Origin of the sequence: Flavobacterium poyangense (assembly GCF_011751075.1) — a bacterium.
Classification (GTDB): Bacteria; Bacteroidota; Bacteroidia; order Flavobacteriales; family Flavobacteriaceae; genus Flavobacterium; species Flavobacterium poyangense.
The window spans coordinates 24,510-40,767 of record NZ_JAALLN010000024.1; the positions used below are offsets into that span (position 1 = coordinate 24,510).

A 16,258-nucleotide genomic window follows, 5' to 3' on the forward strand; every position below is an offset into this window, starting at 1 on the left:
ATGAAAACTACTGATGTAACGAAAAAGCAATTGCCTCAAGTGAATTCTACTGCAGCTGATACTGAATTGCAGAAGTTGTATACGGAAAGAATAGAGCGTTTTATGGCTTTAGTAGAACTTTCGTATGCCTTAAAACATGCTCCAAAAATTATTAAGAAAAAATAATGCTCCAAGAAATTCTAAATATTTGGAAAATTTTCAATGAAAAGAATGTTCGCTACATTACTATTGGAGGTTTGGCCGTTAATATTTACGGATATACAAGAAATACAGGAGATATTGATATAATGATTGAAGATTCTATTGAAAATAGATTAAATCTTCGTGCAGCTTTTAAAGAAATCGGAATAGGCGATTTTCCTCAAATTGAAACGATGCAGTTTGTAGCAGGATATACGGATTTTACTATTTCTTACGATTTGAGATTAGATGTAATGACTTCAGTTAAAGGCTTGGAAGAGGTGAAATTTGGGGATTTGTATGAAAACGCTACTATAGCTTTTTTACAAGGAATACCGGTCTATTTTATTGACTACGATAATTTAATGATTGCAAAAAGGGCAACTAACCGATTAAAAGATCAGTTGGATATAGAAGAATTGAATAAAAAGAATAAGAAATAAATTGAAACCAGAATCTAAAAAACTCTTAATCATTACCTATTATTTTCCACCTGCCGGAGGACCTGGTGTGCAACGCTGGTTGAAATTTGTGAAATATTTGCCAGAATTTAATGTTCAGCCTATCGTTTATGTTCCGGAGAACCCAACCTACCCGATAGTTGATGAAGGTTTGGTTAGTGAAGTTTCAGATCAGGTAATTGTTCTTAAAAATAAAATTATGGAGCCTTACCAATTGGCGGCTCTTTTTTCTAAAAATAAAACAAAGAAAATCAGTTCAGGAATCTTTCCACAGAAGAAAAAGCAAACTTTTCTGGATAAACTTTTTCTGTGGGTCAGAGGGAATCTTTTTATTCCAGATGCCCGTGTTTTATGGGTGAAACCTTCTGTTTCTTATCTTGAAAAATATATTAAGGAAAATAATATAGATACCATTGTAACTTCCGGTCCACCGCATAGTTTGCATTTAATCGGCTTGGAATTAAAAGAGAAACTAAATGTAAAATGGTTTGCTGATTTTCGCGATCCATGGACTACAATTGGATACCATAAAGCATTGCGTTTGTCTGCTTATGCGGCAAAAAAGCATAAAAAATTAGAGCATAAAGTGCTTAATTCGGCCGATACGATTATTGTAACTAGTAAAACGACCAAAACCGAATTTCAGGCCATCACTAATAAACCTATTTCGGTAATCACAAATGGTTACGATATCGAAAATGTTGAAAAACAAACTTTAGATACCAAGTTTACTTTGGCGCATATTGGATCGTTTTTGTCAGATCGAAACCCCCGTTTTTTATGGGAAAGTCTGACTGAATTGCTCGAGGAAGTTCCGGATTTTAAATCACATTTAGAATTAAAATTAATAGGCGCTGTAAGTCAGGAAGTACTCGATGCAATTAAGGAGTTTAATTTGGGAGCTTATCTAAATCTTTTAGGATATGTTTCCCATAACGAAGCTATTGCACATCAGAAAAAATCACAGGTTTTGCTTCTGATAGAAATTAATTCTGAAGATACCAGAAGTATTATCCCGGGTAAATTGTTTGAATATATGGTATCAAACAGGCCGATCATTGCAATAGGGCCGCAGGGTTCTGATTTCTCAGACATTATAAAGGAAACAAATACAGGCGTATTTTTTGATTATTCTGAAAAAACGAAACTAAAAAGTGTAATTTTGGACTTTTATAATCAATATTTGGAAGGGAAATTACAAGCAAATGGCGTTGGTTTACAACAATATTCCAGAAAAAACCTGACCAAACAGCTAGTACAGTTGATTAGCGAATAATTAATCAACGACCGGAACTCTACAATCTAAAATTACAAATGGGCATTGTCTTAAATCAGTCTTTCAAAAACACCATAATTACTTATATAGGCTTCGGTATTGGAGCTATCAACACGCTTTATTTATATCCTGTTTTTTTAGGAGCTACTTATTATGCTTTAACCAATTATGTACTTTCTGCCGCTAATGTAATCATGCCATTGTTTGCTATCGGAATGCAAAATACATTAGTTAAATTTTATTCGCAGTATAAAACAGAAGAAGAAAGAGAACAGTTTCTCTCCTTTACGGCATTATTTCCTATCTTGATGTGTATTCCGTTAGGAATTATTGGTTTGCTTTTCTTTGACGATATTACGGCTTTTGTTTCTAAAGAAAACCCTGTTGTAAAGGAATTTATGCTTTTAATTCCCTTTATCGGGATTTGTATGGCGTATTTTGAAATTTTTTATGCCTGGGCAAGGGTGCATATGCATTCGGTCTTTGGCAATTTTATTAAAGAAGTAGGGATAAGATTGTTGTCTACTTTTGCGCTGGTTGGTTTGTATTTTAATTGGATCACCTTAGTACAATTTGTTTACGTGACGGCAGTAATTTATTTTATAGCCTTTCTGGTTACTATGTTTTATGCCTTTTACATTAAAAAACCTAATTTTCAGATTACAATTCCCGAGAATGTAAAAAGCGTAATGGAATATACTTTCTTTATTATTTTATCGGGAAGTGTAGCAAATTTGCTTTTAGATGGAGATAAATTGATGCTGAATCAATATATGAAAATTGAGAATATAGCCTATTACTCTGTTGCGACTTATATCGCTTTGGTAATCTCTGTTCCAAGTCGTGCGATGCATCAGATTGTGTACCCAATTACAGCGAAATTAATGCATGAAAACAAACATGATGAGTTGAATGGTTTGTACAAAAAAACCTCTATAAACCTACAGTTTGTTGGTGGTTTTGTAATGCTTTGTATTTTTGTAAACATCAACCAGTTATACGAATTGGTTCCTAAAGAATACAGCGAAGGAATTCCGGTTGTATTTATGATCGGGTTATCGAAGTATTTTGATTTGATTTTAGGAAATAATAATGCAATTATTTTTAACACCAAATACTACCGAATGGTGTTATATTTAGGGCTCCTTCTAGTGCTTTTGACCTTCGTTTTAAACATGATTTTTATTCCGTATTGGGGAATATTCGGTTCAGCGTTCGCTACTTTATTATCTATTACTCTGTACAGTCTGGCTAAATTGCAATTTGTGGTTAAGAGACTTCATTTGTATCCGTTTACCAAACAAACCATACATTGTATTTTAATAACATTTGCCTTGTTTTTAGTGTTTTATTTTTGGGAATTTCCTTTTTATCCGCTTATTAGTATTACATTGAAATCCATTATAGTGACTGTTTTTTACGTGTACTTCAATTATAAGTTTAATATCTCACCCGAAATCAATCAGGTTATTAAGAATCTTTCAAAGAAAATCGGAATTAAAATTTAAGTGTCATTCTAGAGAAAGTAAAAAAGAAATGTTAAAGTAATCTTAATTGTTTTTATATTTGTTAAAAGGATAATCAATTTATTTTCAATAGGATATGAAGAAGAGATTAGTTTGTTTTTTAGTACTCTATACTGCGCTCTTTTCTTCTGTTGGTATTGCTCAGAAAAAGGAGCAACAAGAACCGATAAAAGCTATTGATTCAGTTAAATTAAAAGGTTATCCTGTAAGCCCTTTTAAGGACACACTTTTCTATGTTTATAATAAAGTGGGATCCTTTTCTGCCGAGAATCGTGCAAATGCTATAACGGAAAAAATAAAGAAACTTTATGAAGAGGCTTTTTTTGAAGCCGATTCGATCAGGATTGTCCCTTCAGACATTACTCAGGATATCATGTACAAGGGGGATATCGTCATTATGTCTATTTTAGATATTGATGCCAAGGTCGAAAAACAATCGACGGCGTATATTGCAAAGCGTAACTTAAGCTTAATTAAAAAAGCGATTCTTAATCAGAATGAAAATCATTCTCAACTGCCTAAAAGATTAGGATATACGGTACTGCTTATTCTGATTGTTGGATTTATACTGTTTTTTGCCGGTAAGATTTTTAATAGAATAAAACTTTATATTTTAAAAAACAGCGACAGATACTTTAAAGGATTTGTTTATAATAATATTACGATGCTTTCGCCTCAAAAGCAGCAATTCGTCATGATGCGTCTTTACGGATTCATCAAGGTTATCGCGCTGATTTTGATTGTTTATTTCTCTTTGCCGTTGTTGTTTAGTATTTTTCCGGCTACAGAAGATTATACAACTACATTACTTCGTTGGGTGCTTTCTCCTGCCAAACTTGCTTTTTTGGGGTTTCTGGGCTTTTTGCCAAGTTTATTTGCCATTATAGTTATTGTTGTCATATTTAAATACGCGCTGAAAATTATAAAATTCTTTTTTGATGAGATAAAAAAGGAAAACATAAAAATAGATGGTTTTTACAGTGATTGGGCAATGCCGACCTTTAATATTATTCGGTTTTTAATGATGGCATTTATGCTGGTTATTATTTTTCCGTATCTGCCGGGTTCAGATTCTCCAATTTTCAAAGGAGTTTCGGTATTTGTGGGGGTTTTGTTTTCATTGGGATCTTCAAATGCAATTGCCAATATGGTAGCAGGACTGGTTATTACGTATATGCGTCCATTTAAAATTGGTGATTTTATTAAGATTGGTGATGTAAGCGGCGAAGTAATCGAAAAAACAGCTTTGGTTACCCGGGTAAGAACACCGAAGTTTGAAGATATTACGATTCCGAATGCGACAGTATTATCGAGTACATCAACTAATTTCTCGGCGAACACAAAAAATGCTTCAAATGGTCTTTTGATTCATACCACTGTGACAATTGGCTATGATGTACCGTGGAAAGATATTCATAAAGCTTTGATTGAAGCAGCCCTAAAAACAGAGATGACAGAACAAACTCCGGCTCCTTTTGTATTGCAAACCAGTCTGGATGATTTTTACGTTTCCTATCAAATAAACGTTTATACTAAAGAACCTACAAACCAACCACGGATTTATTCTTCGTTGCATCAAAATATTCAGGACTCTTTTAATGCTGCCGGTATAGAGATCATGTCTCCACACTATAAAGCGTTAAGGGACGGAAACACAACAACAATTCCCGAGAATTATTTAAAATCGGATTATGAGACGCCGTCTTTTAATGTGAAAAATAAAAGTTAAGTTGCTGATAAGCAGATGAAAGTGTTGAAATTTTAACAGTTTTTTGTTTTGTTATTCGCTTATTAAAAACTAACTTTAGGTGAGAATTTAATAGCAGTTTAATTCGTATGGTTAAAAATATCTAATAAAATGCAATAAATATAAATTAATGGTGTTTTGTTAGATCGGAGTAATTTATAGTAATTAAGAAAAATTAACAATGAGAGCGGTAGTATTGGGATTAATTTAATTTGGTAATTATGAAACACAATCAACTTAGTCAGGAACAAAGCTTGCAGGTATTTTCTAATATGATATCGAATAAGGTTCATAAAGGATTTACGTTAGAAGAAAGAAATGATGAACAGCTTTTTGCAGTACTTTCAAAAGGTGGAAAAGTAGTCAATCACGGTTTGAATTTTACGATTTTTTGTCTGACTTTGGGGTTATGGTCATTTGCATGGCTTTACCTTACGCTCGAGGCTTCAAAACAGAAAAAAATATTAGTTGCTATAGATGAAGATGGATTTCCCTTTGAAGAAAAATGTTTAGTCGCTTAAAGTAGCATAGTTGCTAGTAGTAAAAAAAAGACCAGAAATTATATTTCTGGTCTTTTTTTTGTTTTGTGTTATCGGGATCAAAATATTTTGGGACAGAAATGGTCTCCATATAAGTGATTTTTTTATGTCATTTCGACGAAGGAGAAATCAAACTAGGAGATCCACACAGCACGTTGCCAATCTTTGTCGAATTACTAGTGTGATTTCTCATTCTTCGGAAGACAGCAAAACGTTCGTGATTCCTCATTCGGAATGACAGTAAGAGACCACACAGCACGTTGCCAATCTTTGTCGAATTACTAGTGCGATTCCTCATTCTTCAGAATGACAGCAAAATGTTAGTGATTCCTCATTCGATATGACATTGGGAGATTCACACAGCATGTTGCCTATCTAAATCACATAAAACTGATGAAAAACTACAACTTGTCTTTCAAATAAACTCCCGTCACGGATTCTTTTACCTTTACAATATCCTCGGGAGTTCCTACGGCCAGTAAATGACCACCGTTTTCTCCTCCTTCGGGGCCTAAGTCAATGATCCAGTCCGCACATTTGATAAGATCCAGATTGTGTTCAATAACGATTATTGAATGTCCTTTTTCTATTAGCGCTTCAAACGAGGCGAGTAATTTTTTAATATCGTGAAAATGTAAACCGGTCGTTGGTTCATCAAATACAAATAAAGCTTTGTCTTTTGTAGCGCCTTTTACCAAAAAGGAAGCTAGTTTAATACGTTGTGCTTCTCCTCCCGAAAGAGTAGAAGAAGATTGTCCTAGTTGTACATAACCTAAACCTACGTCCTGAAGCGGTTGTAATTTTTGAGTAATCTTAGTTTGTTTGTTTCTTTCAAAAAAGGCAATGGCATCATCGATCGTCATAGTAAGAATATCGTTGATGTTTTTGTCGTCGAAAGTAATTTCTAAGACTTCTTTTTTAAAGCGTTTGCCACCACAAGTTTCGCAGGGTAGCTGCACATCGGCCATAAAGACCATTTCAACATTAATGGAGCCTTCTCCTTTGCAGGTTTCACATCGTCCGCCATCAACATTAAAGGAGAAATGTTTTGCCTGATAACCTCTTATTTTAGACAGTTTTTCTTTGGCATACAAATCACGAATATCATCATAGGCTTTGATATAAGTAACAGGATTTGATCTCGAACTTCTCCCAATCGGGTTCTGATCGACATACTCAATATGTTTTATTTGAGAAAAAGAGCCTTTTAGTTCAGTAAACTGTCCCGCTTTTTCAGATGCGCTCTCGAGCGTTTTCTGCATGGCCGGAAACAAAATTTTCTTTATTAACGTACTTTTTCCACTTCCGGAAACACCGGTAACGACCGTTAAAACATCCAGAGGAAAGGTAACATTGATATTTTTTAAGTTGTTTTCTCTGGCGCCGATGATATCGATATGATTTTTAAATTTTCGTCTTTTTTGCGGAACTGTAATTTCAAGATCACCATTTAAGTACTTTGCCGTCAGAGATTCTGATTGCAGAATTTCGGGATAAGTGCCTTGCGCTACAAGATGCCCGCCAAAAGTACCGGCTTCAGGACCGATATCGATAATCATATCGGCCGCTTTCATGATATCTTCATCATGTTCCACTACAATAACGGTATTGCCCAGATCACGAAGTGAAAGCAGGACTTTTATTAAGCGCTCTGAATCTTTTGGATGCAAACCAATACTTGGCTCATCTAAAATGTACATAGATCCAACCAAACTGCTCCCAAGAGAGGTAGCTAAATTAATTCGTTGTGATTCTCCTCCCGAAAGTGTTGCCGAGTTTCTGTTTAAAGTAAGATAATCCAGACCCACTTCGGTTAGAAAGGATAAACGATTATTGATTTCGATCATCAAACGTTTTGCAATTTGCTGTTCGTAAACGTTTAGCTCAATATTTTTGAAAAAAGTAACCAAATGTTTAATCGGTAAGTCGACTAAGTCAGAAACTGTTTTTCCGTTTATTTTTACATAAGATGCTTCTTCACGCAGACGTTTACCACGACAAACATGGCATTTTGTTTTTCCGCGATAGCGGGATAACATTACGCGATTCTGAATTTTATAATTTTTCTCTTCTAACTCTTTAAAGAAATCATTTAGTCCCTGAAAATACTGATTTCCGGTCCAGATCAACTCTTTTTGCTCTTCCGAAAGCTCAAAATAGGGTTTGTGAATAGGAAGATCAAATTTATAAGCATGTTTAACCAGTTCGTCTTTGTACCAGCTCATGCTATCGCCCCTCCAGGGATAAATGGCGCTTTCGAAAATTGATAAAGAAGTATTAGGAACAACCAGATCAGCATCTATTCCGATAATATTTCCATAACCTTCACATACCGGACAAGCACCATAAGGGTTGTTGAAACTGAATAAATGAACATTCGGTTCTAAAAACGTAATGCCATCCAATTCAAAATTATTAGAATAAGAAAAGCGTCGGTCTGAGTTTAATTCCTGTAGATAACAAATACCTTTCCCTTCAAAAAAAGCGGTTTGTATAGCATCTGCCAAACGATTGTAGAATTCTTCTTCCTCTTTTACAACGATTCTGTCTATGATAAGCAGCACATCTTTATTGTCGAACTGATGTAGCTCTGCCTCGGCAAACTCATCCAGACGAACCATTTCATTATTGACCAGAATACGGGCAAAACCTTGTTGAAGAAGCACTTTTAGTTTATCTTCCAATTGCCTTCCTTCTTCCAGATGAATTGGGGCTAATAAAAGCCATTTGCTGTCTAATTCCAGTGTTTTTACGTCTGAAACCACATCTGTTACCGTATTTTTCTTTACTTCCTGACCGGAGACCGGAGAGTAAGTACGACCAATTCGGGCATACAGCAGTTTCATATAATCGTAAATCTCTGTCGATGTTCCTACAGTTGATCGGGCATTGGTAGTGTTTACCTTTTGCTCAATCGCAATTGCAGGCGCAATACCTTTAATATATTCGACTTTCGGTTTGTCCAAACGACCCAAAAACTGACGTGCATAAGAAGATAAACTCTCTACATAACGACGCTGCCCTTCGGCATATAAAGTATCAAAAGCTAAACTTGATTTTCCGGATCCTGAAAGTCCTGTAATAACAACAAGTTTGTTTCTTGGAATAGCTACATCTACATTTTTTAAGTTATGTACTTGTGCACCTTTAATAATAATATTATGTTTCGGGTCGAGTGTAGAAAGGTCGATTTGCATAAAAAAAGTCAATTTTTACAAAAGTAATCAATTTTGATTTGAGTTTTGCTAGGGAAATTGATCCAAATTTTAACAATTTAGAGCTTCTTTCATGCTTTTTGCAGACATTACTTTGAGTTTATGATTTTTGTACCTAAGGAGAAAAATGAAAATACAGAGTTCTTTGAAAAGACTTTTTGTGCCATTTTCAATTTAGTCATCGGGGACAAGTTTGAAAGGACTGAGATTAAGGATGCGGGTGTGTTTAAAAGGAATTACAGTGTTTGTTAATAGAAGCAGAAGTACTATTAATAGTACAAAAAGTTAAAAGTTAACTTGTTTGAAATGAGTGTCTTAGGTTGTATTTTTTTGGTTTTTTAAATGTTAAAAAGAGCCCTGTTATTTGGTGATTTTAAGTACTTTGCAGAGAAAATTTAATTTTAATTTGCAATAATGACCTTTTTATTATCAATAATTTGTTGTTCGAATTTGCTTTTTAGAATAATTATTTGTTAAATTTGAACAAAATATTAACATAACTCAAAAAAAGATCCGCCTATTACATAAAATTACTTTTTAGAAAAAATTACTCCAAATTTTAAACAGAAACTAAAAAAGTAGTATTATGGTTGATCTGCATATTCCAGACGGTCTATTAGTAAAAAATTATATCGAAGGCAATGAAAACGCCTTGGCGACATTAATAAAAAGACATGAGTCTAAGATATATGGTTTTATATATTCGAAGATTGCTGATAGAGATATTTCAAACGACATTTTTCAAGATACATTTATTAAGGTAATCAAAACCCTTAAAAGCAATTCCTATAACGAAGAGGGAAAATTCTTGCCTTGGGTGATGCGTATTTCGCATAACTTAATTGTAGATCATTTTCGTAAAACCAAAAAAATGCCAATGTACAGAGAAACAGAAGAGTTTTCTATTTTTTCTGTGATGTCTGACAATTCATTAACAATTGAAAATAAAATGATTTTTGATCAGGTAGAGGTTGATTTGAAAAAGATAATCGAAGAACTTCCGGAAGATCAAAAAGAAGTTTTGGTAATGCGTATGTACCAGGACATGAGTTTTAAGGAAATTTCAGAACTTACCGGCGTAAGCATCAATACCGCATTAGGAAGAATGCGTTATGCATTAATGAATTTGAGAAAAATAATTGACAAACATCAAATTATTTTAACCAACTAATACTATTTTGAGTATTAGCCCGTTATACTATAAAACAAATGATTCTTATAGTATGGCGAAAATTTACTCTAAAAAAGCGTTAGCTTCTAAAGACCTAAAACCTAAAAAAGAAGTTGTTTCTTTTTTGTTAAGCTATTCACAAGCTCTTACTGTTGTGAAAGTAGAAGGCAAAAGTTTTGAGATAATAGCGAATTAAACAGTCCGATACTTTGATCGGATACACATTTTAAAAGAAAAACCAACTGGTCGTTTTGGTTGAAAGCTCACTATAGGTATGTAAGTACAGATAGTGAGTTTTTTTTTGTTTATAGTTTCAAGTTTCAGGTTTCAGGTTTCAGGTTTCAGGTTTTTTGGGAATCGTAAGTTTGCTAATATTCTTTGCCTTCCTAACAAATCCAAAGTATCACACTGAGCGAAGTCGAAGTGCCTCCTGAACGAAGTCGAAGGGTTGGCAATGAGTTCTTCTATTTTTGAATTTATTCTACTTTGAAGAATAAAAATCATATCGCATTACAAATGCAATGCAAGCGATTTGTTTTGCAGTTAAAAACTTTCTTAATTAGTTGTTTTTTGTAGGTTATAACTTTCTTTATACTAAATGTTATATTTTAGTTAAAAAATTGCCGGTATTTTATTTGTGCATTCAGTTTTTAATTTTATTTTAGTTAAAAATATATTCTCTTTAAAAATTTATTGATTAAAAAATGTTTATAGCTTAAATATTGTTAAAATGATATTTTTTCTGTAATTATGATTAAGAAGTGATAAAAGATGTTTAACCCCTAAACTATTCAGCATGATAAAAAACTACCCTAATTAATTTGTTTAGTTTGATACACTTTTAAATCCACGAGCGGATATTAAAAGGAAGACACAATTTTTTTAAAAGAAAGTTACCGGGTATGAAGCGATCTTGTTTTGTTCGGAAGCTTGCAAAATATTTTATTTAAATATTTTGAAGACAACTTTTAAATCTGGCATACTGCTAAAAATTGGTCGCGAAATATGGCCCAAAATCTATTTTTAAAAATCAAACTTAATCTCAAATGAAAATAAAATTTATTATAGTATCCATACTACTGGTAAATGCCGGTGTGTATTCTCAAAATGCGCAAATAAAAGAAGCTCAATCCGTTTTTGAAAAAGGCAACTCTCAAAATGCGATTACGATATTGAATAAAACAGAGTATCTTATTCTTAATGCATCCGATGAAGATAAATCTGATTTTTATTTTTTAAAAGGTAATGTATTAAAGGATTTAGCTACTAAAAATATAGATGCAGCTAATAATTTCACCTTAGCTTCACAAGCTTATCAGGATGTTCTTCTGTATGAAAATGAATCCGGAAAATATAAATCCAGTATAAAAGCGAATACCGCATTGAAACAAATGAAATCTAATCTCGTTAACGGCGCGATGAATGATTTTAAAGCCGGTAATTTTAAAGAAAGCGCCAAAAAAAGTTATGAAGTTTACTTGTTTGATAAAAAAGATACATTGAACTTGTATAATGCGGCAGCGGCTTCTATAAACGGAGAAGATTTTGATTCGGCAATAAAATATTACGAGCAATTAAAAAAGATTAAGTTTTCAGGAAAAGGAATTCTTTATTATGCTACGAACAAAAAAACAAAAGAAGAGGATAGTTTTATTTCTCCGAAAGCAAGAGAATCAGCTATTCAGTCCGGACTTTACGAAAAGCCAAGAACAGAGTCCGTTCCTTCAAAAAAGATAGAGGTTAATAAAAACCTGGCTTATGCCTATCTGGAGAAAAAAGATTTTGCAAAAGCGGAAATGACGTACAATGGTATTTTAGATTTGGATCCTAATTGTATCGATGCCTATATTAATCTTGCCTACTTAAAATTGGAGCAGAAAAAGATTTTAGCAGACGAAATTGCGGCCTTAGGGACCAGTCCTTCAGAAATGCAAAAGTATGACAAGTTAAATGCTAAAAAAGAAGATATAGTTAAAAGTGCAATACCATATCTTAAAAAAGCGCTTCTTATTGAGCCTAAAAATGCGTCAGTTACAAAAACGCTTTTAGGGGTTTATAAATCGCTTGATATGACAAATGAGTATGATTTGTTGAAAGGAGGCATGTAGGGGAGTTTTAAAATTTAAAATTTTATAAATCCCAAATTCCAAAAAATCAAAAATTCCAAATTCCAATTTTTAAGAGGAATTTGGAATTTTGTTTTTTGGGTATGAAAAGAATTGTTCATTCAGATAAAAAAACTTAGTGAACTTTGCGTAAACCTTTGTGGCCTTCGCGGTTAAAACTAGACTTTGTTCATCTCCTCTATAATAGACTTTTTCCCAACCGTTCTGGTGATAATGTCTTTTTCTAAACTCCATCCACGTGCCGGTGAATACTCACGTCCGTACCAAATCATCTGAAGATGCAGGTCGTTCCACAACTCCTTTGGGAATAATCTTTTGGCGTCTTTTTCAGTTTGTACGACATTTTTTCCGTTGGTAAGGTTCCATCGGTACATCAGTCGGTGTATGTGGGTGTCAACCGGAAAAGCGGGAACTCCAAAAGCCTGAGACATTACCACACTTGCTGTTTTATGACCTACGGCCGGTAATTCTTCAAGTGCTTCAAAACTTTGCGGAACTTTTCCGTCATGTTTGTCAATCAATATATGCGATAAGCCATGAATTCCTTTTGATTTCATCGGTGATAACCCGCAAGGGCGAATGATTTCTTTAATTTCTTCCACCGACATCTTAATCATATCGTACGGATTGTCTGCTTTGGCAAAAAGCAATGGAGTAATTTGATTGACACGTACATCAGTGCATTGTGCCGACAATAAAACGGCAATCAATAAAGTATAAGGATCTTTGTGGTCAAGAGGAATAGGTATAGTGGGGTAGAGTTCTTTTAACGTATTTATAACAAATTGTACGCGAGCTTCTTTATTCATTTCCGTATTTTTAGTTCCGTAAAAATAGCATAATTTTGCTAGTGAAGTGTTATTTGTGAAATGTGATTTGTAAAATGTGAGAAGTTTAAAATTAAAAATTTAAGAATCCGACTCTCACATCTTACAAATCACATCTCACATTTTACATTTCACAAATCACATTTCACAAAAAATAAGATATGACAACATTACAAAAAGGAGATAAAGCACCTCAATTTTCAGGAACAGATCAGGAAGGAAAAACACATAAACTAGCGGATTACGCAGGTAAAAAATTAGTAGTTTTCTTTTATCCAAAAGCCAGTACGCCGGGTTGTACGGCTGAAGCTTGTGATTTAAGAGATAACTTCGAGCGTTTTAAAGCTAATAATTATGAACTTCTGGGTGTAAGTGCTGATAGTCAGAAAGCACAAGCGAAGTTTAAAGATAAATACGAATTTCCTTTTCCATTAATTGCCGATGAAGATAAGTCTGTAATCAATGCTTTTGGAGTTTGGGGTCCAAAAAAGTTTATGGGAAGAGAATATGACGGAATCCACAGAACTACTTTTGTAATCGATGAAAACGGAATCATTGACGAAGTAATCGAAAAAGTTAAAACGAAAGAACACGCAGCGCAGATTTTGAAATAGTTTTTGTTGGTTAACCGCTAAGATCGCAAAGATTTACGCAAGGTTCGCAAAGTTTTTTTCTCACGCAGATTTTGCAGATTTAGCGGATTACATTATTAAAAAAAAGAATCAGCTAAATCTGCAAAATCTGCGTGAAAAACTAATCGCAAGTTTCGAAGATTTATCTTTAAAATAAACGGAAATCTCTAAAAACTTGAAACCTGAAACAAAAAAATAAATCCCCGTAAAGAAATTCTTTTTACGGGGATTTTTATTTAGTTCGTTTTGTTTAACTCCTTCTCGGGATGATAACCAAAAAGATGATGTTCTTTTATAATTTCTGCGATACCCGGAGGTAACATATGTTCCCAGCCGGTTTTTCCCTGATTGATCATTTTCAGAACCGCACGGGAGAAAACTTCCAGATTGTGTGGGTCGTAATCAACAACATCAACCACTTTTCCGTTAAATTTAAAGAACTTGTACAGTTCTTTCATTCTTGGGTGTACTTTTAAGTTGGTTGAATTCATCAGAACGCCGTTTTCATCTAACATCGGATACAAGAAAACTTTCATATCGCGGTAGAATAATTTTCCAAACGCTTCAAGGATTCCTCCACTTAAATGACGGTAATATTTCTCATCAAAAATATCAACTAAATTGTTAACTCCCATTGCTAATCCCATACGGGCTTTGGTATAGTTAGCAAAGTATTCAACTACTTTGTAATATTCCTGGAAATTCGAAATCATAACGGTTTGACCTAAAGAACAAAGTAATTCGGCTCTGTCCATAAAGTCACGTTCGTCAATTTCACCATCTGAACGCAAATTCGAAAGCGTAATTTCAAAAACTACTAAAGTATTGTCTTTATCGACTTTATTTTCTTCGAGGAACATTTTTAATGACTTCTCATACATGTCCATATTTACTTTCGTAACCGGACGGAAACTTCCTCTTAAAGCTAAAAGGTTCTTTTTGTATAAAATTGCAGCCGGTAAAATGTTTTTTCCTTCCGGGTTAAACATTACGGCATCAGTCATTCCGTTTTTAACCAATTGTAAACTCATTAAACGATTGTCAACATCTGCAAAACGAGGTCCTGAGAAGTTAATCGTATCAATTTCAAGTTGGTCTTTGTCTAAGTGATCGTATAAGTAGCGAAGTAATCGTTTTGGATCGTTGTATTTGTAGAAAGCACCGTAAATTAAGTTTACCCCTAAAATTCCAAGTGTTTCCTGTTGTAGTCTTGCATCGGTTTCTTTAAAACGAATGTGTAGAATAATTTCGTTGTAAGCTTCGTCCGGTTCAATTTGGTATCGGATTCCAACCCAACCATGACCTTTAAATTGCTTGGCAAAATCAATAGTTGCAACGGTATTTGCGTAACTAAAGAAAAGTTTGTTTGGGTGTTTTTCACGGCTCAAACGTTCTTCAATAAGCTCTCCTTCAAAAGTCAGCATTTTTTTTAGACGGTTTTCGGTAACATATCTTCCGTCACTTTCAATTCCGTAAACAGCATCACTAAAATCTTTGTCATAGGCAGACATTGCTTTTGCAATTGTTCCCGATGAACCTCCGGATCTGAAAAAGTGTCTAACGGTTTCTTGTCCAGCACCGATTTCAGCAAATGTCCCGTAAATATTCTCGTTTAAATTAATGCGTAAAGCTTTGTCTTTTATAGAAGGAATCTGTTCGATGACCTTGTCACCTTTGAGTTTTATTTCTGTACCCATTTTATTTTAAATAGATTTGTTACAAAGTTAGCAAATTAGGCTTCTAATGAAAGAGAAATAATCCTATTTTTGTAAAAAAAATAAGTTCAATTGAAGATCAATTTTTTAGGAACCGGCACTTCTCAAGGCATCCCAATCATTGGGGTCGATCATCCAGTTTGTAAAAGCACTGATGCTAAGGATAAAAGACTTCGCGTGTCTATTTGGATCACTTGGGGCGAACATTCGTACGTTGTAGATTGTGGACCTGATTTTAGGCAACAAATGCTTACTTGCGGATGCAGAAAGCTCGATGCCATTTTATTTACACACGAACATGCAGATCACACTGCCGGATTAGACGACATTCGACCGTTTAATTTCAGACAGGGTGAAATTCCTGTTTATGCACATCAGCGCGTAATCGACAATTTAAGACGTCGTTTTGAATATGTTTTTGAAACCGTAAATAAATATCCCGGGGCTCCAAGCGTTAGAACCATCGAAGTAAAAAACAACGAACCTTTTGCTGTAGGAGATAAAATGGCAATCCCGATAAATGTAATGCACGGTGATTTACAGGTTTTTGGCTATCGAATAGATGATTTTGCTTATCTGACGGATGTTAAGACTGTAGAAGATATCGAAGTTGAAAAACTAAAAAATCTGAAAGTTTTGGTGGTGAATGCGTTGCGCGTCGAGCCACATGATACGCATTTTAACTTGCAGGAAGCTTTAGATTTTATTGACTTAGTAAAACCTGAAGTAGCTTATTTAACGCATATCAGCCATGTTTTGGGCTTTCACGAAGAAGTGCAAAAACAGTTGCCTAAAAACGTTTTTCTGGCTTACGATAATTTAGAAATTACAATTTAATTATAT

At 34.1% G+C, this 16,258-nt stretch carries 14 protein-coding genes; 11 read left to right on the forward strand and 3 right to left on the reverse strand.

Annotation, left to right across the window (positions count from 1 at the left end; genetic code table 11):
- The 6 genes from G3A47_RS21060 (at position 1) to G3A47_RS21085 (ending at position 5,711) form a co-directional block, all read left to right on the forward strand.
- Positions 1-165, forward strand: coding sequence for a hypothetical protein (locus tag G3A47_RS21060; protein ID WP_166926016.1), 165 nt, complete (start codon positions 1-3; stop codon positions 163-165).
- Positions 165-623: a DUF6036 family nucleotidyltransferase gene (locus G3A47_RS21065; protein ID WP_166926017.1), complete on the forward strand. Its 459-nt coding sequence runs from the start codon at positions 165-167 to the stop codon at positions 621-623. The genes G3A47_RS21060 and G3A47_RS21065 overlap by 1 nt, the downstream gene beginning before the upstream one ends.
- Position 624: 1 nt before the next feature.
- Positions 625-1,917 (forward strand): glycosyltransferase family 4 protein, encoded by a 1,293-nt coding sequence (locus G3A47_RS21070; protein ID WP_166926019.1) that lies wholly within the window; start codon positions 625-627, stop codon positions 1,915-1,917.
- A 38-nt stretch (positions 1,918-1,955) separates the two neighbouring features.
- A complete protein-coding gene (locus G3A47_RS21075) occupies positions 1,956-3,425 on the forward strand; it encodes an oligosaccharide flippase family protein (protein ID WP_166926021.1) in 1,470 nt (489 codons plus the stop codon).
- Positions 3,426-3,519: 94 nt separating this feature from the next.
- Positions 3,520-5,172, forward strand: a complete 1,653-nt coding sequence (locus G3A47_RS21080) for a mechanosensitive ion channel family protein (protein ID WP_166926023.1) — start codon at positions 3,520-3,522, stop codon at positions 5,170-5,172.
- Between the two features lie 239 nt (positions 5,173-5,411).
- The gene (locus G3A47_RS21085; RefSeq protein WP_166926025.1) at positions 5,412-5,711 is read left to right on the forward strand and encodes a hypothetical protein; all 300 of its coding nucleotides are present in this window, start codon (positions 5,412-5,414) and stop codon (positions 5,709-5,711) included.
- 419 nt (positions 5,712-6,130) lie between these two features.
- Here G3A47_RS21085 and uvrA read toward each other — a convergent pair whose 3' ends face one another.
- The gene (gene uvrA / locus G3A47_RS21090; RefSeq protein WP_166926027.1) at positions 6,131-8,926 is read right to left on the reverse strand and encodes an excinuclease ABC subunit UvrA; all 2,796 of its coding nucleotides are present in this window, start codon (positions 8,924-8,926) and stop codon (positions 6,131-6,133) included.
- Positions 8,927-9,530: 604 nt separating this feature from the next.
- Here uvrA and G3A47_RS21095 point away from each other — a divergent pair.
- From G3A47_RS21095 to G3A47_RS21105, 3 genes are all read left to right on the forward strand, one after another.
- Entirely contained in the window at positions 9,531-10,115 is a 585-nt protein-coding gene (locus G3A47_RS21095; protein ID WP_166926029.1) for an RNA polymerase sigma factor, read from the forward strand.
- A gap of 52 nt (positions 10,116-10,167) precedes the next feature.
- A complete protein-coding gene (locus G3A47_RS21100) occupies positions 10,168-10,311 on the forward strand; it encodes a hypothetical protein (protein WP_166926031.1) in 144 nt (47 codons plus the stop codon).
- An 850-nt stretch (positions 10,312-11,161) separates the two neighbouring features.
- Entirely contained in the window at positions 11,162-12,223 is a 1,062-nt protein-coding gene (locus G3A47_RS21105; RefSeq protein ID WP_166926033.1) for a tetratricopeptide repeat protein, read from the forward strand.
- Positions 12,224-12,399: 176 nt separating this feature from the next.
- Here G3A47_RS21105 and G3A47_RS21110 read toward each other — a convergent pair whose 3' ends face one another.
- Complete coding sequence (locus G3A47_RS21110; RefSeq protein WP_166926035.1) at positions 12,400-13,050, reverse strand: endonuclease III domain-containing protein; 651 nt, start codon at positions 13,048-13,050, stop codon at positions 12,400-12,402.
- Between the two features lie 179 nt (positions 13,051-13,229).
- Between G3A47_RS21110 and bcp the strand changes: the two genes are divergently transcribed.
- On the forward strand, positions 13,230-13,682 hold the full coding sequence (bcp, locus tag G3A47_RS21115) for a thioredoxin-dependent thiol peroxidase (protein ID WP_166926037.1): 453 nt from the start codon (positions 13,230-13,232) through the stop codon (positions 13,680-13,682).
- Between the two features lie 254 nt (positions 13,683-13,936).
- Here bcp and G3A47_RS21120 read toward each other — a convergent pair whose 3' ends face one another.
- On the reverse strand, positions 13,937-15,397 hold the full coding sequence (locus G3A47_RS21120; protein WP_166926039.1) for a TonB-dependent receptor: 1,461 nt from the start codon (positions 15,395-15,397) through the stop codon (positions 13,937-13,939).
- Positions 15,398-15,487: 90 nt separating this feature from the next.
- Here G3A47_RS21120 and G3A47_RS21125 point away from each other — a divergent pair, with 90 nt between their 5' ends.
- Positions 15,488-16,252, forward strand: a complete 765-nt coding sequence (locus G3A47_RS21125; RefSeq protein WP_166926041.1) for an MBL fold metallo-hydrolase — start codon at positions 15,488-15,490, stop codon at positions 16,250-16,252.
- Positions 16,253-16,258: the final 6 nt, after the last annotated feature.